Source organism: Paenibacillus xinjiangensis (genome assembly GCF_059686975.1).
The window spans coordinates 147557-168863 of sequence record NZ_JCAALS010000013.1; the positions used below are offsets into that span (position 1 = coordinate 147557).

A 21307-nucleotide genomic window follows, 5' to 3' on the forward strand; every position below is an offset into this window, starting at 1 on the left:
AAGGGGCTTGTTTAAAAAACAAGTCCCTTTTTTCTTTCTATCCTTCTGGTGCGGCGATCAGCGGGCTACGTTGTTTAACCTTTTGTATCGACAGATTCAATTCATAGTTTCCATGATCGAGAAGTTTATTAAGAAAAAGATTCAATTGATCTTGGGATGCAACTTTTAATGTCAAATGGTAACAGCCTCCCCCAGATATTCGGTGAGCTTCAACTACCTCATCTCGATCGGTAATAAAACGAACAAACGAATCGTGATTTGCTGTTTTCATATGAATAATGGCAAACGCTGTATAAGAAATACCTAATTTCATTTCATCGATAATTAGGGAGTAGGCTTTAATTACACCGCTTTCCTCAAGTTTTTTGATGCGATTCCCAACTGCTTGTCCTGTCATATGAATTTGTTCCCCTAAGTCTTTCCATTGAATGCGCGAATTTTCGGTAAGTAATCGAAGGATCTGATAATCAATTTGATCAAGTTGCATATAAAATCAAAATCCTTTCGCTATGAAACAAGTTTTTGTTAATTGGTAGCAGGTTAAACTATACCCAATAATAAAAGGAGTTATTCAAAAGAATATACAACTCATTAGAAATGCGACACTCGTTCAGGAAAAAATAAGCAAATAACTTCGTATTCACTCCTGCTTTTTTTCTAAGACCCTTGCGGCTTTATTGATCGATCTTCGATTTCGGCCTGATAGAACGATTTCATCCCCTGATTGGATGTGATTCACCTAAATGACACAACCTCCCCATAAAAATCGGGTGGCCTGAGCCACCCGATCCAAAAAAATATCTGCTTTCATTTATGTGGATAGTGAGTAATTTTAAATCCATTATTGGATATAGCGGCCTCAGAAATTATTGTATGTTCTACTACAGGGTAATTTTCTGCTTTCAAGCATCCAGATACTCTGCTTTAAGCGTCCCATTCCCTGTTGTCCCACAATACCCCTATAGGTATATTACCAAGAAAAAGCATTCCCATCCGATAAAAGTTCCAGACGCCCTGTTTTGGGATCAAATGGCAAGACCATGTACAGGAATTGTTTTTGCTATTAATGGGTGATTACAGACAACATCACAACTCTTTAACACACTTATTTTAACATCACCAAAGCCTCGAAGCCAACTGTTAATATCAATCGATGAATATTTTAATATATCAAACATTTCATCCGAAATACCGCGTTCTTTCATATGCTCAATCATGATATCTGGATCCACTGCGCTCATACCACAATCATAGTGACCGACAATGAACACTTCGTCTGCATTTAGCTCGTAAAGCGCAACGAGTATACTACGCATGATACTACCAAATGGATGATTTACAATAGCCCCTGCACTTTTTACAATTTTTACGTCGCCGTTACGTAGATTCATCGACTTTGGTAATAGTTCGACAAGGCGTGAATCCATACAAGATAATACAACTAGCTTTTTATCTGGATATTTCGTTGTAATGTAGGGCTCATACCCTTTTTCTTCAACGAATTGACCATTGAATTCTAAAATATCTGTTAGTAAAGACATACTGTTCCCCCTTAAGTTTATGAGAAAATCTAAGCTCAGTCGAAACAACCGGCTAATTAACCATAAGGAACCTTCAAGCGTTATGACGTTGCCATTCTGGTTAGAACTGACCCCAGCTGTTATATACAGCGCTGTGTGGGAATTCAAGGTTATTTAGCAGAAAGCTCACTTTCTGTCACCCATTTATGGTTTTTAACCAGGGAGCCGCCAGTTGTCGGCGTATAATCCACCACATATACGGTTATTTGTTGTGCAGAATCAACCGTTGCTTTGGCTCCAGTGCCCGATTTGTTCATGAACCCATGGATCCAGCTGATTTTAGCGACTCCGGTTCAGTTCATCGTAGCCGCTGTATCCATCGGTCTGCAGATGCCGCTCTGATCCAGCGAGAAATGTTTTCGGATGTTCACCGCTGCGTCCGGTCTGGTAATCCACAATCGCACCCTATTCTAGAATAAGTGCATGTAATTGCTCCCTAATAGAAGAACATAGAGAGTTGAGTCGCGTTGTTTAATAAACGCACCTCTAGAACGTCTTAACACATAAGCAGTTAAACCGTCTGTTCCCGGCGCTCTGCCGATTCCCAAATCAATTCTGGCTGGATGTAGTGCCTCTAATAGCGAAAAGTTTTCAACGACTTTTAACGGACTATGATTCGGCAGCATAATGCGTCCTGCACCTACCCGGATCCTTTTTGTATTGGCAGCTGCATGTGCAATCATTAAATCTGGAGATGTACTGACTTGGTTTGCTGTATTATGATGTTCTGCAAACCAATAGCGTGAATAACCTAATTCATCTGCAAGTTGGATGCGTTCTGTGGAATCTTTCAATGTCTGGCTGGCATCATTTCCTTACAATTTTGTACCAATATCCAAAATGGAAAGTCTAATATCCTTATCGTTTATCGACATATCTCACAATCCCCTTATATTTGAATTAAAATGCTGATTTAGTTAGTTTGCTAAATATTTGAGTGTGTAAAAAAACTAGTTGCTCCATTTACTTAGGTTGCTACGTAAATGATTAAATGGAGATTTATCGAAGATTTTTCTCCATTTGCTGTAAGAACTCATTTAAGAGTATACGATTCTCCGCTGTTAGTCCTTTTAATAATTTATCTTGCTGCTTGCACCAAATTTGCGTAATAGGCTCACGTACCGCTTACCCTTTTCCCGTTAAATAAACACGACTCACCCGGCCGTCGACTGGGTCTTTCTTACGATAAACAAAGCCCTTTTTCTCCAGTGTCTTGACCATATTTGTTACGGTAGAAGGCTCACAATTCAAAAGTTCCGTTAATTGCATCTGTGTTATCCCATCTTCTGTCCATAATTTGCATAATAAGTTATCTTGGCCAACATGAAGATTTAGTTCTCGTAACATTTCTGAGTATTGTCGGCGCATCTGAGAGGATATTTTATCAATGTGTTCACGTATTTCATTATCAACCACAAGCAAACCTCACTTTCAATAAATGTTTAGCAGGCTAAGTAAATAATAACATGATGTTAATTATAGAACAAATATAAAGAGCTACATGTATCACTCAGTACCAGTAATTGAATAATAAATAACTTGAGGCTACTTGAGGTTACCTGATGTTATTTTTACTCTATTCTTTGGCTATCATCTTCATCATTCGTTTAAAGTACATACCTCCACAAACTCCGTACCGCGGCTAACATAAATATCCAATTTCGTTAAAGATTCTTACTCCATTAAATGGCCCTTTAATAGAATACAGATGAAGTTTAATTTTAAGGGTTAAAAGAAAAACTCTTTATCCTCGATGGCGATACTAAGCTGCCCGGCACCACAGGCGCAGGCATCGGCGCCGTTATGATCAGTGTGCGAATCTCGTTTTGCTCTAATGGAGCATTAAAGGCGTGAACTATTTGAAGATTACATAGATGCAGACTAATTGGGCTGTCTACACAATAACGACTAATGGCTTCGCCCCCTGATAACAAAGGGCGAAGCCATTAGACAAATTGTTTGCTGAAATTCCGTACGGTCTTAAAAAAACATTGTAACCAAGTGCAGCTGTTAAATAAACCTTCAGACACCAACTATAATGTAAAGACACTCACTTTGTTGTCAAGACACCAACTATAATGTCTAGGCACTAACTATAATGTCATCAGACACAAAATTAATGAATCAAAGTACCCTACTCCACCGTTACACTCTTCGCCAAATTCCTCGGTTTATCCACATCGTGACCGAGTGCGAGCGAAGCGTAATAGGACAGAAGTTGCAGTGGGATAACCGACAATGCTGGTGTCAGCAATGGCAGTGTCTTCGGAATCGCGAACAGCTCATCGACAGATTTTGCTACGTCAACCTCAGTGCCTTGGTTAGCGATACCGAGCACATGTGCGCCCCGTGCTTTCACTTCTTTAATGTTGCTAAGTGTTTTCTCATACAGCTCTTCTTGTGTAACCAGGGCAATAACCGGAACACCATCTTCGATCAGCGCAAGCGTACCGTGCTTCAGTTCACCAGCTGCATAAGCCTCGGAGTGAATGTACGAGATTTCTTTGAGCTTCAGCGAGCCTTCTTGTGCAACTGCATAGTCGACACCGCGACCGATGAAGAACAGGTTCTTGTGCACAGAGATCGTCTCCGCCACTTGCTGCAATACCGCGGACTGCTCAAGAATGCTCTCAACTTGCTCAGGTAGCACGTTCATCGCTGCAATAGTCTCTGCGATCTCCGCATCGCTCTTCGTCTCCAGAATGCCAGCCAAGTGAAGGCCGAACAGATAGAAAGCGATCAATTGCGAAGTATATGCTTTAGTCGAAGCTACAGCAATTTCCGGACCAGCGAGCGTTACGAGTACATCATCTGCTTCGCGGGCAACCGAGCTTCCCACTACGTTCGTGATTGCGAGTACGCGGGCACCATTACGCTTAGCTTCACGCAGCGCTGCAAGTGTATCTGCTGTCTCACCTGATTGGCTGACAACGATAACGAGCGTATCTGGTGTAATAATCGGTGCACGGTAACGGTATTCGGATGCCACATCCGTCTCAACCGGAATGCGTGCAAGCGATTCAATAACCGATTTACCGACCATTCCTGCATGGTATGCTGTACCGCAAGCGACAATATGCACCTTGCTAATCGACTTCACATACTCCTCAGTCATGCTGAGCTCCTTCAGATCGACGGATTTCCCGTCCTCTGTAATGCGTCCAAGCATTGTGCTGCGGTATGCCTTCGGCTGCTCATGAATCTCCTTCAGCATAAAATGATCAAATCCGGCTTTCTCTGCTGTGACGAGATCCCAATCGACATGATATATTTCCTTGGAAATAAATTCGCCTTCGGTCGTCATCAATTCGACACCTTCACGTGTCAGCACAGCCATTTCGCCGTCGTTCAGAATATATACGTTACGAGTATGCTCCAATATAGCCGGAATATCCGACCCAATGAAGTTCTCGCCTTCTCCAATACCAATAACGAGCGGGCTTGCAAAACGAACCGCTACGAGCTTTTCCGGCTCAAACTCCGTCAATACGCCAAGTGCATAAGCACCGCGCATGCGTTTCACTGCACGCTGTACGGCTTCGACAATATTGCCGTCATATTCGTCAGCTACAAGATGCGAGATAACCTCTGTATCTGTCTCTGATACGAAAATATGACCTTTAGCGATCAGCTCATCCTTCAGATCCAAGTAGTTTTCGACAATCCCGTTGTGTACAACAGAGAATTTCGAAGAATTATCCGTATGCGGATGGGAATTGACGTCTGATGGCTTACCATGCGTTGCCCAGCGTGTATGCCCGATTCCTACAGAACCGTGAAGCGGCTCACCGCGCAGCTTATCCTCCAGAACTGCCAAACGACCCTTGGACTTGGAGATTTCCAATCCATTCTTCGTGAATACCGCAATACCGGCAGAGTCATATCCCCGATATTCCAGCTTCTTCAGCCCTTCGATCAAAATGTCCTGAGAGTCACGTCCACCAATGTATCCTACAATTCCACACATATTTATATAGACCTCCGTTTTTTAGGTAGATTACCCCTATGACGGATGCCTGCCTATATGCGGCACAGGCGTTATGCGGTTGTCACAAATATAAGTCAAGTTAAGCCATTCCTCATGAATGGACCCCTATGAGCATAGAAGCTAGATGTGTAACCCTTCTGCCCGTACCAACCCCTCAGGCGGCACCATAGACATACGGGAGCTAATGTTGCAGCGTGGATGAACCAGTCCTTCCCTCACAAGATGAAACGGCTGTCGCCATCCTTGGCGGCGCGGCGCGTTTCATTCCGAGAAATATAGAGAAAGGATAGTGATAAGACATTCTTTCCTATATTTTAAGGAAGAAGCCGCATCTCATCGCTTGGATCGTACTGTACTGCTTAGAATGATCAATAATACCCTATAGCATCCTGTCGAACGTTTGTATGACCGGTCGCCCAATCACTTTGCGTATCGACTTTCGGTTGGCATGCTGTAACCGGGAGGTCCCCGCCGAACATTCGAACACCCCCACCTCGTCAGCTTCCCGTATGAACGCATCATTCGCAATATCCAAACAACACCGTTCATCACGCAAGCTCTGGCGCTTATGAATCTGTATAACCTCTACCCACGCTTTCCTTCTGGAATCATACTTCCTATCATATTCACTTTCGTCAAATTTCGCAACCTGTACTTTAGACTTAGGACGAACATTTCGCGAAATCCTGCTGGGCAATGTCTGCCATTTAACCTATTCTGCCGGGCTTTAGCACTAGTATTTGCACTTCGGCTGCCCTATTCTCCTTCCTTCATTACCCACTTTATTCTCCTCCGAAGCATTTAACACTGTCCTAGCCAAAAATTCCTGCCTCCCTTATCGGCATCAATACCAATAACCGTCCATTCATTATGCGGGACGGTTATTGGTTCTATAGGAGGAATAACCTAATTGCGTTAGCTATTAACCCAGCTGCTCTTTCACTACATTAACGATACGAGCAACGTAATCTTCAATTTGATCCTTCTCAGGTCCCTCAGCCATTACTCGAATGAGCGATTCCGTACCTGACGGACGCACGAGAACACGGCCATTATCGCCAAGCTGCTGCTCCACTTCTTCAACAGCGCTTGCAATAGCAGAGTTGCCTGCATATAGGCCCTTATCTTCTACACGCACGTTAACGAGCACTTGCGGATATTTGCTCATCAGCTGCTTCAGCTCGCTTAGCTTGCGACCAGAGGCAACGATGGTATCAACAAGCTGCAGGGCAGTTAGAATGCCATCACCAGTCGTGTTGTAATCGAGGAAAATAACATGTCCCGATTGCTCGCCGCCAAGATTGAAGCCGCCACGGCGCATCTCTTCCATCACGTAACGGTCTCCAACGGCCGTCTGAGCCGTCCCAAGGCCGATTCGCTGCGCAGCCTTGAAGAATCCGATGTTCGCCATTACGGTCGTTACAACAGTGTCTCCATTAAGCTTGCCAGCCCGCTTCATGGCATCTCCGCAGATGCAGAGAATATAGTCGCCATCTACCTCTTCGCCTTGATCATCAATTGCAATCAGGCGGTCTGCATCGCCGTCGAATGACAAGCCAAGATCCGCGCCGTGCTTCAGTACCTGCTCACGCAGGTATTCAGGATGCGTCGAACCTACACCTGCATTAATATTGCGGCCATCAGGCTCTGCCCCTACAGTAATAATATCCGCGCCAAGATCGCGGAATACCTTCGGCGCAAGCTCATAGGCTGAACCGTTCGCGCAATCGAGTACGATCTTAAGTCCGCTGAAATCGCCTTTAATCGTTGTTTTCAGATAGTCCAGGAAACGATACTTCGCATCATGATCATCCGTTACCGTTCCGATATCACCGCCAACAGGGCGTGGAAGCTCATCAACAGCTGAATCAATGAGTCGCTCAATCGCAAGCTCTGTCTCATCGGACAGCTTGAAGCCGTCGCCACCGAAGAACTTAATGCCATTATCCTCTACTGGATTATGGGAGGCTGAGATCATGACGCCAGCGTCAGCCTTCAGCTCGCGCGTAATATAAGCAACAGCTGGCGTGGATACAACGCCTAAGCGTACGACGCTTGCGCCTATGGACAGCAGACCTGCGATGAGTGCTGCCTCAAGCATTGGACCTGAAATACGTGTATCCAGCCCGATTACTACCTTAGGCTTATCTGCCTGTCCTGTTAATACGAATCCGCCGCAGCGGCCAATTTTATAAGCAAGCTCAGGAGTCAGCTCCTGATTCGCTACACCCCGCACACCATCTGTTCCGAAATATTTCCCCATATTGCTCTAGCCCCTTTTTATCGATGTCGATATCGTATGTGTATTGGTATTATTCTTTAAGCACCGTTAGAGCCTTCACTTCCGTTCGTGCTCTCTTCCCCGGTTTCATTGCCTGTATTGTTTCCATTCCCATTGTTAGTGCCCGTTCCATTGTTACCCGGCGTATTCCCATCACCGGTACCCGTATCGGTTCCATCCTCCGGCTCCTCCTCCTTAGGAGGCGTTGCAGTCGGAGGCGGCGTCACTTCACCGCCATCTGAATTGCCTTCCCCATCAGGCTCGGCCCCTGCCTCTGTGGAATCATCCTCAATCTCGATGGTGACTGTAAGCTCAGGTGCAGCTGCATCCGTTAGATCGACGAAGGTTGGCAGATCTGCCTTCAGCTTCACACTATGGCTGCCTACTGTCAGTCCACTCAGATCAGCTGTAAGCGTCACATCCGCTTGCTGGAGAGCTGCGAGCATAGTAGGAGCACCATCAACCGACAGAGTCACGTTGCCCCCTTCAGGCTCGATAACCTGCGCCCGCAAGCCATCGGACAACCCCGATAATGTAATCGGGATGTCTAGTGACCTGGATTCCGAAGCGACAAGGGTGACATCGACATTAATCTCAGTCGGCTCCACAAGCTTCGCTCCTCCAACAGTAGACACCTTTGCCTTCACAGTACCTGATTTTTTCAATTTCGACAAATCTATCGTAATTCCGCTATAAGAGGTCAGTGAATCAAGCAGCTCCTGATCCCCATAGACAGCAACCTTATCAAGCTCTGCCTTCACTGACGATACACTTAGACCGTCAGCGGGACGGCCAGTGAAGCTGAGCTGCAGCGGCAGCATTTTGAATGGAGGCGTTACTGGCACCTCTATCTCTACGGTTGAAGGGTTGATGGCTGCATGCTCCATCACATCTCCTTCCGTATCATACACGACGATACGCGCCTTTTTGTCCACAACAGTCTTCTCTGCACCTTCTACGCTGACCGTCGTGCTTACAGAGCCTACATGTACCATCTCTTCTTTGGGAAGAGTAACCTTCACTTGGCTATTGGCTTCATCTACGAAGCCCGGCGTTCCTGTTATATAACCATTCGCAGGCGTTCCTGTCGTTATGACGGCAAGGTCGAATGATTTGGTCTGAATCTCTTCAATTTCTACCGTAACCGTCTGCGGAGACATCTCTACCACACTAATGCCATTAGGCAGCTTATAGGTCAGAGGAACGACATGCTCACCCGCTGTAATGTTCGACAGATCAGCCTGCACAATATAGTCCTCCGGCTTGGCGGCAAGCAGGCTCGCACGCCTGCCTTCCACAACGATGCGTACAACCGTAGGCTCCAGCTTGAACAGCGCATAATTCGCCTCATCCAGACCGATCGGAACAATCTCTGCGGCTTCAATGACTTTTGTATCCATATTGGAGGTTACCTTCGCGGGTGTCGATTCCGGATCGAAATGAACGACAGCCCACAATAGCAGCGCGATGACGACAGACAGCACTTTAAGGGCGGTTGGGTGACTCAGCCATTTATCCATCACGGCCTCCTTTCCGCTTCCACAGCGACGAGACGGTTGCCCGCTCCTTGCCGTTTTCCTTCGAGTTCGGTGTCAGCTCCTCGAACAGCTTCGATATTAAGGATTCTTCCTTAATGTCACGTACGATCATACCATTTAATGCAAGTGACACTTGCCCGGTTTCTTCGGACACAATAACGGATATTGCATCGCTCACCTCGCTCACACCGATAGCTGCCCGGTGACGGGTTCCAAGCTCTTTGCTTATGAAAGGATTCTCCGACAGCGGCAAATAGCAGCCAGCAGCCATGATCTGATTGCCGCGAATAATAACCGCACCGTCATGGAGCGGTGAGTTCGGTGTGAAGATGTTAAGCAGAAGCTCCGATGTAATTCTCGATTCCATCTGAATCCCTGATTCAATTAATTCACTAACCCCCGTGCTCCGCTCGAATACGATCAGTGCGCCCACTTTGCGATCAGCCATATGCTGAACAGCCTTCATAATGGCCATGATCATATCGTTAAGTACATCCTTGTCCAGCGAGGTCGTACGAGAGAATAGCTTGCCTCGACCAAGCTGCTCAAGCACACGCCGCAGCTCTGGCTGGAAGATAATCAGCACCGACACGACACCGAAGGTAAACATCTGGTTCATCAGCCACTTAAGCGTATATAGGTTGAACCATGTACTAATCGCCCATACCGCAATAAGCACCAGAATCCCCTTCAGTAATTGGACGGCTCTGGTACCGCGAACGAGCAGTATCATTTTATAAATAATATAACTGACGATCCCGACATCAATGATGTCCTTCACCCAATCATTCCAATTCAAATCTGCAAAATAACTCATATGCCAACCCCCAAACAATCGACGACAGTTAGTTCTATCTCGATTTCAACTTTATTCTTTTCTAGAATTGGGTTTGGAAATCCTTTATTTCAAAAAAAAAATAACTGCCCCCTTGCCAGGGTGGCAGTTATTGCTAAGAAGCCATTCCGCTGAACGTCTGTGTCACTTTGTACCAGAACCAATCAAGCGCTTGATCGATCGTCCTGCTCTGTCCCGCAATATAACCGGTAGATGCTAAGTTAAGGGAGCCGTCAATAACGGTTACATTCCCATCAACTTCTCCTCTGACATCCGCTTGACCATTCTCCACAATAAGATTTCCTTTGATATGAACACCTTCCGGTACTGTGACCGTATTGCCTTCTATAACAATCTGCTGCAGATCCTCTCCCGATACGATCAGCTTGGAATCTTGGCCCCACATCGAGCTGAAGCTTGCCAGCATAACCACTACGAATAGCGCGGCGGCAGTTGCGCCAGGGTATTTGTAGATGAAGCGCAGCAAGACGTTACGCTCTTTCTTCTGTTGTTTCTGCTTCTGCTTGGGCAATTGCTCCAAGATACGTGCTGTTAGCTTCTCCGAAGCTAGCTTATCATAATCAGGAACGGATATTGCGGCATGCTCCATCGTGATGAATGTCATGGCTTCCGTCTTCTCCAGTTGTTCAAACCGGGCTAGGCAAGTGGGACACGTTCGCAGATGAGCTTGTAGTTGTAGCGTATCCTCACGCGGCAGTTCGCCGTCCAAATAATCATGCATAAGTAACATGGCGACGTTGCATTTCATAGCAGCCAGTCCTTTCTTTCATTTCTCGCGCATATGCTTTTCTCACTTATAGGATACGTATCGCTTCACAGGATGTTTCATTTTTTTAAAAGTTGTTCTATAGCTTATGCTCAAGCTTCTTACGCAAAAAATCCCTGCCGCGGTGAACCCGTGTTTTGATCGTTGTCACTGGCATATCCAGCACATCTCCAATTTCCTGCAAAGATAATTCTTGTATGTAGCGAAGCATCATCACCGTCTTGTATTTGGGTGGCAGTGAGCCTATCGCTTCATGAATGATCCGCTGCGTCTCCGTAAGCAGCATCTCGGACTCTGGTGTTCGATTATCGCTTGGAATCATCGAATAGCCGTCAAGCCCTTCATGCTCGGATGATTCCGCATCCAGCGAGTAAGTCGGCTTGCGCTTGCGAAGCTTGTCGATACACAGATTCGTAGCAATCCGATATATCCAAGTCGAGAATTTCAAGTTCTCATCATAACGATCTAGATTCTTATAGACGCGCAGGAACGTTTCCTGGACTACGTCTTCAGCCTCCTGGCGGCTGTTCAGCATTCGATAAGCCATATGGAACAGCTTGTCCTGATAGAGCTCAACAAGCTCAGCAAATGCCCGTTCATCGCCTTTTAGTGCTAATCTGGCTAGTCGGGCTTCCAGTAAATTCACTATATTTCCCCCAAACTTTCAGTTTGAACGGTTAGTTGTCGCGAGTCCTCCCCCAAGATGGCAAGGGTCCAATCATAAGTACGAGCGCTTGCTGCATCCCGAGCCGAAATCCACTTATTAAGGGGATGAGCCAGCCGATTACCGCAATCGGCAGCCTCATAGCTCCAAGCGCGTGGACGAAAGGATCGCTTCCGATAAGCTGAATTCTCCGTATCCAGCATCAACGGCCGTCACCTTCCCTCATGTAGTTAAGTCAATTCATATAGACTGCATATAAGAGAGAATGCCTTCTATGAAGGCTCTACGTACAAGGTGAGACATACCCTTCTCCTTAAACTTTCTAGAAAAATGGTAATCCACCTGAACTGAAAAAGCAAGAGAATTGAACAAAGAAGCCATTCCCACAATCAGAACGTGATTACGTTCATGTTCATATTTGAACAATTATATCTTGTTCATCTCTACATGAAAAGAGCAACGGGCTATTTCTAGCACCCCTGCTCTTCTAATTTGACAATCTACCGTTATGAAGTGAATTATAGCGAGTTACTCATTAATGTAGCTACCGTCTCTGTAATCGTGCTTGTTGGAATAGCGAAGCCGATGCCTTGTGCTTCTGAATTGACTGCTGTATTAATACCGATAACCTGACCGCTGGCATTGAGCAGTGGACCGCCCGAGTTGCCCGGGTTAATGGAAGCATCCGTCTGTAGCAAATGCTCGTATAGGTGATCGCCAGTCTCATCCGATATCGTAATTGGACGCTCTTTGGCGCTAAGTACGCCGACAGTCATCGTATGGTCGAAGCCATAAGGGTTACCGATAGCGATGACCCACTCTCCAATTTCCGTGTTGTCCGAGTCACCCAGCTCAAGAGTTGGGAAATCTTCTGTACCTTCTATCTTCAATACCGCCAAGTCCTTGTCCTCACTAGCTCCCACTACAGTAGCAATGAATGGCTCGTCATAGCCTTCAACGGTTACCTTCACTTGCTTAGCGTCCGCAATCACATGCTCATTCGTCAGGATATAGCCCGATGATTTGAAAATAAATCCAGTACCCGAGCCGCTTAGCTCCAGATTAGAGCTGTCTGTCTCCTCCTGAGCCTGCGGCTGCTCTTGCTGCTGGCTGCTGCCCTGATCCTGCGGGAACTGCTGGCTGAAATACTGCCAGTAATCCGAGCCTCGGCTAACCGAACGCGCTGGCTCTGTATAATTCTCGATCTTTACGACCGCCGGTGAGGCTGCTGCATAAATATCTGCGATGTCGGATTCAACGGACACCGATGCCGTCTGAAGACCCGAGTCCCCGCCTGCGGTATTGCTCACGATCGCATTGCTTGTTACAGACGATTGATTCCCGCCGGTGAACAGATTGCTGCGATCTGCCGTATACATGAACCCGCCAATGACGACAGCCCCTGCCAGGAATGCTGCGAATATCGCTTTAGCTGAAGTCTGCTTGTCTTTGGGAGGCTTGCCGCCTGATCCGAACCCCTCAGACCCGCCGCCATTCGGGGCTCTCAATTGCTCTAGCTGATTCTCATAAGTGGAAGTCATATCAGATGCCGATCTCGCCGGCCCGTAAGTATAGGTTGTTACTTGTCTTGCTTGAGTATTGGAACCACCAGATTGGCCTTCGTTATCCTGTCCGAAACCTGTGTGCTCATATCCGTTGTTATATTTGTTGTTCTCATTCATCCTTATATCCTCCTTCGATTGTCGCTTATTTTGCTAGATCGTGTTGTTTGCTTCCTATGAATACATCATGACGGATGTACCTTAAAGCAAACTTAAGAGGATTTAAAAGGAACATAAAACATTAATCGGTTTCTTGTAAGCCCGCCTGATTCACATCCTTCACGAACTGCTGCGGGTTGTCAACGGATAGATAAATCGTACGTACGCTGTGCGGCAGGAACAGCATACCTTCTACACGCATAGGGCGAGCAAGCTTGATTTTCACGTTGGGCTTGCCTACTGTCGAGCCTATGGCCTCTTTCCACTCTTGCCTGCTTACCTGATAGCCCTCGGAACAACTTACCTCAGCTATCGAAGTGAGCGGGATATCCGCCTGAATACGCAGACCATAGCGCAGCCGAAGCTTTCCACCCTCCAGGCGTATGGGCCGAAGTACAGCTGCACGACAATCCGCCCATAGCCAAGCAAGCAGCCACAGCTCTGTAAGCGATACGATCCAAGCAGCTATATGCGACCATTGCATCAGAAGCAGATGAACAACAACCGATTCAATGAGAATGATTTTGGTAGCAAATGCGGCCAGTAATATTTGATTCGTTTCCCGGTGGTAGCTATACGAATGTTTCTCTTCATGCTGGAGACCTTCCCGCTTCCTTCTATCTTTCCATGAGAAAAACAAATAATAGATCATACTTGCATCATGAGCAATAACGGAAGCCAGCTTGCTTGGTCCAAGCACATTGAACGTCGCTTCCCTTAGCGCTTCCCCTGGATAGGCCGTATTCGACTTCAGCTCTTTGAAGCGCCGAATGAGTCGGAGGAGCAGCCTAACCTCATAGAGGATAAAAGCACCCTCAGCGAGGAAAATTAGCAGCTCAATCGGCCATATGCTATGCCAGATCATTCCTCTCTGTCCCGATGGGAGAACGACCCACGCGGCAAGGGCACCTAACAGTGGCAGGGGCAGAATCGCCGTGATTTTCCTGCTCGAGCGCCGTACTACTAGTGCCCAATACAAGAGCGGAACAACAATCATGAAATCGAATAACAGGGCATACACAAGCCAATCATTATGGTGAACAGTTCGTACGACAACACTGTCTACAAGCAGGATACATAGTACTAGAGCGGCAAACATTGAAGCGAACATCTTATTCTTCGTCAATCAGCATCACCTCCAACAGATTTCATACTCATCTCTACTTTCAGTATAAAGCTCCGCCTTTCTACTAAATAGATCCAAATATAGATATTCATTAACAATTAATATAAAAAACAGGCAAAGCGATTACTCGCCTTGCCTGTCATGATATAGCTTATATCGGATTAGCCCGTGTTTCTCAGGCCAGCAGCAATTCCGTTGATGGTAAGAAGCACTTCACGAAGCAGATCAGCATCGTCCCCATCCTGCTCACGCAGAGCTCTGATCTCCGTCAGCAGCTGTACTTGCATGTAGCTGAGCGGATCAACGTACGGATTACGCAGTCGAATCGATTCTTGAATAACAGGAACGTTATCCAGAATTTCGACTTGGCCTGTAATAGCCAAGATCATCTCGGAAGTAAGGTTATACTCGGATTCAATCTGTCCAAATATACGATCGCGGATCGTCTTATCCGAGATCATATCCGCATACTCCTTCGCTATGAGCAAGTCTGCTTTGGCAAGCGCCATCTGTAGATTGTCGATAAGCGAACGGAAGAACGGGAATTGCTCATACATCGTCTTGAGCGTATTCAGACGACCCTCGTCTTCTCCCACGTATCCTTTAAGTGCAGTACCTGCCGCATACCAAGCTGGAAGCAAGTAGCGGCTTTGCGTCCAAGCGAATACCCAAGGAATCGCACGCAAATCTTCAAAGCGATCGCTGTTCTTCCGTTTCGATGGACGTGAACCGATATTCAGCTCACCAACCTCAGCCAGCGGTGTCGACTCCTTGAAGTAAGTCAAGAAATCTGGATCACGGAATATAAGATCCTGATATTTGTGAAGCGCAGTCTCGGAGATCGAGCGTGCAATCTCTTCCCATTCAGCTTCAACAGCTTGATCCTGCTGCTGTGGATATTTCGCCAGACGAGCCGCCGTAATTAGCGCCCATGTCGCCTGCTCCAAGCTGCGGTATGCAATACCTTGCATCGAATAGCGGGAGGACAATACCTCGCCTTGCTCTGTAATCTTAATGCCGCCGCCAACGGTATGTGGAGGCTGTGCCAGAATACTGCGGTTGAGCGGCATGCCGCCACGGCCCAGTGCACCACCACGGCCATGGAAGAACTTCAGCTTCACGCCATATTCATTAGCTGCAGCTGTAATCTCATTAAGAGCAACGCGCAGCTCCCAGTTCGCTGTTACTGCTCCGCCGTCTTTGTTACTGTCGGAGTAGCCCAGCATAATTTCATGCAGATTACCTCTTGCTTCCACCGCCAGGCGGTAGATCGGAAGCTCGAACAGCTGCTTCATTACACCTGGTGCAGCATGCAGATCATCGATCGTCTCGAACAGCGGAACCGATTGCAGCGTGCATGTTACCGTGCCATCCGCTTCCTTGCGGAACAAGCCGACTTCCTTAGCGAATACCATAACCTCCAGCATATCGCTTGCGCCTTCTGCCATACTGATCAGGTAGCTTGATATGCAATGAGGTCCGAACTGCTGCTGTGCATGATATACCGTTTGGTATACATCCAGACATTCACGAGTCGATTCTGTATAGGACAAATGGCTCGAAGTCAATGGCCGTGGATCGTTCAGCAAACGATGCAGCAGATCAATCTTGTCATCCTCAGACAAGGAGCCGTAATCTGCGACGATGTTCATTTTGGACAAAATTTCGGTCATCGCATTCTGATGCTCTTGACTGTGTTGACGGATATCTAGCGCCAGCAGGTGGAAGCCGAACAGCTCTACCTGACGAACGAGCTTAGCGATCTGCGTATCTGCGACCGTATCCGCGTAATGATGACGCAGACTACGATCAATTATTCTCAGATCATTCAGCAGCTCAGCCGGATTGTTGTAGCGCATTGGAGCTTCATCACGCGTATTCGCAAGCTTCTCCAGCATGAAGCCGATCTTAATACGATAAGGCTCTTTGGTATTGCGCCATAGATCGATGCATTTCAGCTCGACTTGCTCACGATCTTGACGAATGGAGGCGATGAGCTCTTCTGTTACTTCAACAATGTTCGTGCTGAAGCTTAGCTGCTCCATCAGCTCGTTCAATTTTTCTTCATATTTCTTAATTGCCAGTTGGCGATTAAGGGTCAATGTCTCCCATGTAATCTTGGCTGTTACCGATGGGTTGCCATCGCGGTCGCCGCCGATCCATGAGCCGAAACGCAAGTAGTTTGGCGCATGCCACTTCTCCTCTGGATAATATTTAGCCAGATTGCACTCCAGTTCTTCATATACCTCAGGAAGCACTTCGAATAATGTCTCGTCGAAGAAATACAAGCCATTACGTACTTCATCAATAACGGTAGGTTTACGGTCACGCAGCTCATCGGTTTGCCACAGTACAAGAACTTCATTCTGCAGCTTGTCCTGAAGCTTCTCCCGCTCCCGATAAGTAAGTGTCGGATTGTCCAGCTCCATGACATCTTCGGCAATCCGTTTGTGAATATCCAGAACAGCCCGACGGGTTGCTTCTGTTGGATGTGCAGTCATGACAAGCTCGAGTGAGATGCCGCTTAAAATTTGCTGTACATCTTCAACTGAAATATTACGCTCTTTCAAGTCGAGAATAGCACTCTCGATCGAGCCGCGCTGCACGCCCTCGCCAGTCGAACGCTCATAATCACGTTTGCGGCGAATACGATGGTTCTGCTCAGCAATATTGACCAGTTGAAAATAAATAGCAAATGCACGAATAACTTGATGACGAATCTCAGGACTTAAGGATGCAATGGTAGTCTTGAACTGCTCGAATAGCTCTGGAACGAACTCCGCACGAAGCGACTTACTTGTTTCCCGAATTTGCTCGACTATGTCTAATAATTCGCGCCCACCTTGATGTACAAGTACTTCTCCAAGTATATTACCAAGGAAACGTACATCCCTACGCAGCAGGTTATTGGCCTGCGGACGATGTGCCGATAAAGTCGATGTAGCTTGATCCGACATACTAATCCCCCTGTACAGCATCATATTTGACGTTTTTTCAACTTCTCCCATCATACTACAAAATGTCGCAGGGTTGAAGCCCTGTTCCTCTTCAAAATCATTCTCCAAGCCCTTTCATGCTCCGTCTGCAGCCCGATGAAGGCATGAATTGGAAGCCTTATCCTAATTACAAGGAGTAGAAAATACGAAGGAGCTGCATGTGAAATGAAACGAACTGAACAAGCGCAAATGCTGGAGCACCGCGCACTTATCCATAACAAACCCTATATGGCGCTTATGGCTTCACAGCTTATTTCGAATCTGGGAGACTGGCTTCACCTGCTAGCGCTGCTCACCCTCATTGGAATGAAATGGAACGCCACTCCTCTCGAAATAACGGGCGCCACCTTATGTATGGTTCTCCCGATGCTGATCGGTGGACCGTTCGCAGGCATGCTAGCAGATAGATTCGAGCGCAAGCGGCTCATGCTGCTCTCCGACATTTCCCGAGTTGTCATTGTGCTTGGACTAGTATTCGTGGGGCAGATCTGGCAGGTGTATGTCCTGCTCATCGCAAAAAGCCTGTTCGACGTGCTCTTCTCGCCTGCCAAGAACGGCAAGCTGAAGGAGATTGTGCCTCCTGAGCAGCTGGAACAAGCTGTATCCTATAGTGCCATGATTGAGCAGACCAGCAAAATCATCGGCCCCGCCCTAGGCGGTGTACTTACTGCTGCCTTCGGCATCGCCGCTTGCTTCATTATTGATGCTGCTTCCTTCCTTGTCTCAGGTCTCATCCTGCTCCAAGTCCCAGGGAAGATGACACGTGAAGCTGTCGAACGAGAGGCAGCACCCTCCGCCAATGATCCCAAACCTTCCTTCTGGTCTGAGCTGTCGGCAGGTATGCGCATTATTTCAACGATCCCAGCTATCGCATATGGGCTTCTTACGCTAGCCATGGTGCTGCTCGTCCTGCAGATCGCAGATTCCCAGCTTGTTGTCCTGTTCCGGGATCTGCCTAATATGGACGAATCCCTGTTAGGCTGGTGTATTGGGCTTAGCGGCATCGGGACATTGGCAGCAGCCATTCTCCTGAAATGGCTGAAGCGTTTATCTACGCTTTCCAAGATGGGAGCTGGTGGTGCGATGCTTGGCTTCGTGTTCGCGGGAGCGGGTGCATTGACGCTCTACGGTCCCTTCGGCTCTACAGGCCAGGCTCTTATTATAAGTGCATTCTTCCTTGCGGGTCTCGGAGCAGGGACAACGTTCATTCCATTCCAGATCATGCTTCAGCAGCGAACCCCAGAGCGCTTGACCGGCCGGGTATTCGGTACCGTAACGAGTGTAACCTCCGCTGCTTCCGTTATCGGTCCATTATGCGGAGGACTACTGGTGACGGCTTTCGGACCCGCTCCGACCTTCGTCTTATCTGGAAGTATCATGATGATAATCGGCGCTCTTCTGCTCGTGTTCAGAAGCAGCATAATGAATCGCGACCGGGAACATGATCCTATTCATACAGCTGGACCATCTTCAGCTGCCTCTACTATAGACGCCTAACGCGTACAAATTTTGTCGAAGTTGGGGCTCCATTTGTGGATTAGAGCCTTCCCAGCAGCTTCTACATCCTGAGAAAGCCCCTACTTCAATCATCATCCTTCCCATGCCTGCGCCTTTCGTCATTCGTTTCATCATTCTTCTTTTCTTTTCGGTCTTGCTTCTCCCGCTTCTCTCTTTCCTCCTCCTCCTGTTTCCTCTCTTTATCTTTCTTGTCCTTCTTGTCGTTCTTGTCCTCGTCTCGTTTGCCAGCATTACCTTTATCGCCTGTATCAGTATCATTCTTGATCCCGCCGGTTATAGCAGGAGCTGCGTTCAGCAGACTAAGTTCTGCCTGGAACTGTAGGACGGGCTCATTCTTAAGCGCTTCGTCCATTATCGCCTTCAGCACAATTCCCGCCGCCTTGGAGCTTGTCTGTAGATAATGGCTCTGGTCGCTCTGATCATAGCCGAGCCAGACCGCTCCAACAAGCTGCGGGGTATAGCCGACGAACCAGTTGTCCTTGGCTCCGCCTGACGTGCCTGGCATCTGCGTTGTACCAGACTTGGCAGCCATTGCCCGGCCGCTAAGCGCAGCAGCTTCACCTGTCCCTTCCGTGACTACACCTTGCAGCATGGCGTTCATCGTCTGGGCAATAGCCTGCTCAAGGACTTGGCTCCCCTCACCTCCGGCGTACTCTGCCAGCAGCTCGCCTTGCGCTGATTCGATACGTCGAATCGTATGGGCCTTCTGCTGGACACCGTTATTCGCCAAAGTGCTGTATGCAGCGGCCAGCTCTAACGGCGATACGCCATGCTCCAAGCCGCCAAGCGCCAAGGAAAGCGTCTTGTCGCCAGCAACGAGTGGAATACCGAAGCGCTCCGCTGATGCGAAGCCCGTCTCCACCCCGATTTCATGAAGAAGCTTAACGGCTGGTACGTTATAGGAATGCGCAAGCGCATCATACAGCGTCACCTCCCCGTGGAATTGGTTATCTGCGTTACCAGGCGAGTATCCATCGATGTTGATTGGCTCGTCGAGCAGGACGTCCTTCGGTCGATAGCCTTGCTCCAGCGCCGGAATATACACGGCTAACGGCTTCATCGCAGAGCCAGGCTGGCGCTCCAGCTGCGTAGCCCGATTAAACCCGCGGAACGGCTGCTCGCCTCGTCCGCCGACAAGCGCGCGGACGCCACCGTCACTTGGATCAACGAGCACTGAACCGCTCTGCAGCAGCTGATCTGCGGTGGATGGAGGGAACAGCTCAGCATTGGCGTATACCTGCTCAGCCGTCTGCTGCATATGTGGGTCCAGCTCGGTGTAGATCTGCAAGCCGCCTTCCAGCACTTCTTTGTCCGATAGCCCATACTCCCTCATCGCTTCACGAATGAGCTCATCCACGTAATAGGGGTACTGAATATCTCCAACACGGCTGGGCTTAGCATCAAGCAGCAGAACCGGCTCCTCAATCGCCTGCGCATACACTTCATCCGTAATGAGCTTCTGCTCCTTCATGAGGCCAAGCACAACATCGCGCCTCGACTGCGCTTTCTCCAGATGCTCATAAGGCGTAAGCGCGGAGGGGGCTTTCACAAGCCCAGCCAGCAGGGCAGACTCTGCTACCGTCAGCTCTGACGCCTCCTTGCCATAATAAATATAAGCGGCACGCTTAATTCCCCATGCCCCTTCGCCATAATAAATCCGATTTAAATACATACCCATAATTTCCTGCTTGCTGTAGCTTTCCTCGATCTTTCTGGCCAGCAGCAGCTCCTCCCATTTGCGTGACCATGTCTTCTCGTGCGTCAAAAAGACGTTCTTGGCAAGCTGCTGAGTAATCGTACTGCCACCCTGCACTTTCCCGCCCGCTCCCAGGTTAGCAGCCAGTGCTCTGCCTGTCGCCCGAGCATCGAAGCCGGCATGCTCCCAGTAACGCCGATCCTCGATCGCTATTACAGCATCAATGACGGACTGGGGAATTTCCGCATAGCTGATTTCCTCAATTTGATTGAATGAAATACGGGTAGCCACTTCGCCATCCCGGTCATATATAATCGTGGGCGCAGGAAGCGCCTCATCAAGCAGCTTAACGTCCTGTGCATTCACCAGTATTCGGAACGCTCCCCAGCCGCCAAGCAGTACGACAGCCAGCATGATCCCAGATGCAAGCAGCAATAGCTTTATGGGATAGCCTTTTCTGCGTTTTCTTTTTGTTTTATTCATAACCATTCCCCCAAGCGTGACTAAACCATACCTTTCGCAGCCGCATCCCGGTTTAAGTGCGTTCACACTATATTTTATTCCAAATAAAAAGAAG

Annotated in this window: 14 protein-coding genes and 3 pseudogenes; 1 reads left to right on the forward strand and 16 read right to left on the reverse strand. The window is 47.9% G+C overall.

What is annotated here, in order from left to right:
- Positions 1 to 37: 37 nt before the first annotated feature.
- The 15 genes and pseudogenes from AC6ESP_RS14985 to ppc form a co-directional block, all read right to left on the reverse strand.
- Positions 38 to 487 (reverse strand): Lrp/AsnC family transcriptional regulator, encoded by a 450-nt coding sequence (locus AC6ESP_RS14985; protein ID WP_497097532.1) that lies wholly within the window; start codon positions 485 to 487, stop codon positions 38 to 40.
- A gap of 483 nt (positions 488 to 970) precedes the next feature.
- Positions 971 to 1541, reverse strand: a pseudogene (locus AC6ESP_RS14990) (beta-class carbonic anhydrase).
- A gap of 149 nt (positions 1542 to 1690) precedes the next feature.
- Positions 1691 to 1831: pseudogene (locus AC6ESP_RS14995) on the reverse strand (DUF1541 domain-containing protein); the annotation flags it as partial.
- Positions 1832 to 1859: 28 nt separating this feature from the next.
- Positions 1860 to 1976, reverse strand: coding sequence for an IS66 family transposase (locus tag AC6ESP_RS15000; RefSeq protein WP_497097533.1), 117 nt, complete (start codon positions 1974 to 1976; stop codon positions 1860 to 1862).
- 14 nt (positions 1977 to 1990) lie between these two features.
- Positions 1991 to 2383 (reverse strand): annotated as a pseudogene (locus AC6ESP_RS15005) (MsnO8 family LLM class oxidoreductase); the annotation flags it as partial.
- Between the two features lie 322 nt (positions 2384 to 2705).
- A complete protein-coding gene (locus AC6ESP_RS15010) occupies positions 2706 to 2996 on the reverse strand; it encodes a MarR family winged helix-turn-helix transcriptional regulator (protein ID WP_497097534.1) in 291 nt (96 codons plus the stop codon).
- A gap of 718 nt (positions 2997 to 3714) precedes the next feature.
- Positions 3715 to 5547: a glutamine--fructose-6-phosphate transaminase (isomerizing) gene (gene glmS, locus AC6ESP_RS15015; RefSeq protein ID WP_497097535.1), complete on the reverse strand. Its 1833-nt coding sequence runs from the start codon at positions 5545 to 5547 to the stop codon at positions 3715 to 3717.
- A gap of 943 nt (positions 5548 to 6490) precedes the next feature.
- Positions 6491 to 7831: a phosphoglucosamine mutase gene (gene glmM, locus AC6ESP_RS15020; RefSeq protein WP_497097536.1), complete on the reverse strand. Its 1341-nt coding sequence runs from the start codon at positions 7829 to 7831 to the stop codon at positions 6491 to 6493.
- Positions 7832 to 7887: 56 nt separating this feature from the next.
- Positions 7888 to 9369 carry a CdaR family protein gene (locus AC6ESP_RS15025; protein ID WP_497097537.1) on the reverse strand — a complete coding sequence of 494 codons (1482 nt, stop codon included), beginning with the start codon at positions 9367 to 9369 and terminating at the stop codon, positions 7888 to 7890.
- Entirely contained in the window at positions 9362 to 10204 is an 843-nt protein-coding gene (gene cdaA / locus AC6ESP_RS15030) for a diadenylate cyclase CdaA (RefSeq protein ID WP_497097538.1), read from the reverse strand. Before cdaA ends, AC6ESP_RS15025 begins: the two co-directional genes overlap by 8 nt.
- Before the next feature lie 133 nt (positions 10205 to 10337).
- Complete coding sequence (locus AC6ESP_RS15035) at positions 10338 to 10973, reverse strand: zf-HC2 domain-containing protein (RefSeq protein ID WP_497097539.1); 636 nt, start codon at positions 10971 to 10973, stop codon at positions 10338 to 10340.
- 115 nt (positions 10974 to 11088) lie between these two features.
- Positions 11089 to 11655: an RNA polymerase sigma factor SigW gene (gene sigW / locus AC6ESP_RS15040; RefSeq protein WP_497097540.1), complete on the reverse strand. Its 567-nt coding sequence runs from the start codon at positions 11653 to 11655 to the stop codon at positions 11089 to 11091.
- 536 nt (positions 11656 to 12191) lie between these two features.
- Entirely contained in the window at positions 12192 to 13355 is a 1164-nt protein-coding gene (locus AC6ESP_RS15045; protein ID WP_497097541.1) for a S1C family serine protease, read from the reverse strand.
- 121 nt (positions 13356 to 13476) lie between these two features.
- Positions 13477 to 14520, reverse strand: coding sequence for a hypothetical protein (locus tag AC6ESP_RS15050; protein ID WP_497097542.1), 1044 nt, complete (start codon positions 14518 to 14520; stop codon positions 13477 to 13479).
- A 161-nt stretch (positions 14521 to 14681) separates the two neighbouring features.
- A complete protein-coding gene (gene ppc, locus AC6ESP_RS15055; RefSeq protein ID WP_497097543.1) occupies positions 14682 to 17477 on the reverse strand; it encodes a phosphoenolpyruvate carboxylase in 2796 nt (931 codons plus the stop codon).
- Positions 17478 to 17681: 204 nt separating this feature from the next.
- Here ppc and AC6ESP_RS15060 point away from each other — a divergent pair, with 204 nt between their 5' ends.
- Positions 17682 to 19013: an MFS transporter gene (locus tag AC6ESP_RS15060; protein ID WP_497097544.1), complete on the forward strand. Its 1332-nt coding sequence runs from the start codon at positions 17682 to 17684 to the stop codon at positions 19011 to 19013.
- A gap of 85 nt (positions 19014 to 19098) precedes the next feature.
- Here AC6ESP_RS15060 and AC6ESP_RS15065 read toward each other — a convergent pair whose 3' ends face one another.
- On the reverse strand, positions 19099 to 21213 hold the full coding sequence (locus tag AC6ESP_RS15065; protein ID WP_497097545.1) for a transglycosylase domain-containing protein: 2115 nt from the start codon (positions 21211 to 21213) through the stop codon (positions 19099 to 19101).
- Positions 21214 to 21307: the final 94 nt, after the last annotated feature.

Bases quoted from the DNA above. Each gene is read 5' to 3' on its own strand.
- AC6ESP_RS14985 (WP_497097532.1), bottom strand. From the start codon at position 487: ATGCAACTTGATCAAATTGATTATCAGATCCTTCGATTACTTACCGAA.
- glmS (WP_497097535.1), bottom strand. From the start codon at position 5,547: ATGTGTGGAATTGTAGGATACATTGGTGGACGTGACTCTCAGGACATT.
- glmM (WP_497097536.1), bottom strand. From the start codon at position 7,831: ATGGGGAAATATTTCGGAACAGATGGTGTGCGGGGTGTAGCGAATCAG.
- AC6ESP_RS15025 (WP_497097537.1), bottom strand. From the start codon at position 9,369: ATGGATAAATGGCTGAGTCACCCAACCGCCCTTAAAGTGCTGTCTGTC.
- cdaA (WP_497097538.1), bottom strand. From the start codon at position 10,204: ATGAGTTATTTTGCAGATTTGAATTGGAATGATTGGGTGAAGGACATC.
- AC6ESP_RS15035 (WP_497097539.1), bottom strand. From the start codon at position 10,973: ATGTTACTTATGCATGATTATTTGGACGGCGAACTGCCGCGTGAGGAT.
- AC6ESP_RS15045 (WP_497097541.1), bottom strand. From the start codon at position 13,355: ATGAATGAGAACAACAAATATAACAACGGATATGAGCACACAGGTTTC.
- ppc (WP_497097543.1), bottom strand. From the start codon at position 17,477: ATGTCGGATCAAGCTACATCGACTTTATCGGCACATCGTCCGCAGGCC.
- AC6ESP_RS15060 (WP_497097544.1), top strand. From the start codon at position 17,682: ATGAAACGAACTGAACAAGCGCAAATGCTGGAGCACCGCGCACTTATC.
- AC6ESP_RS15065 (WP_497097545.1), bottom strand. From the start codon at position 21,213: ATGAATAAAACAAAAAGAAAACGCAGAAAAGGCTATCCCATAAAGCTA.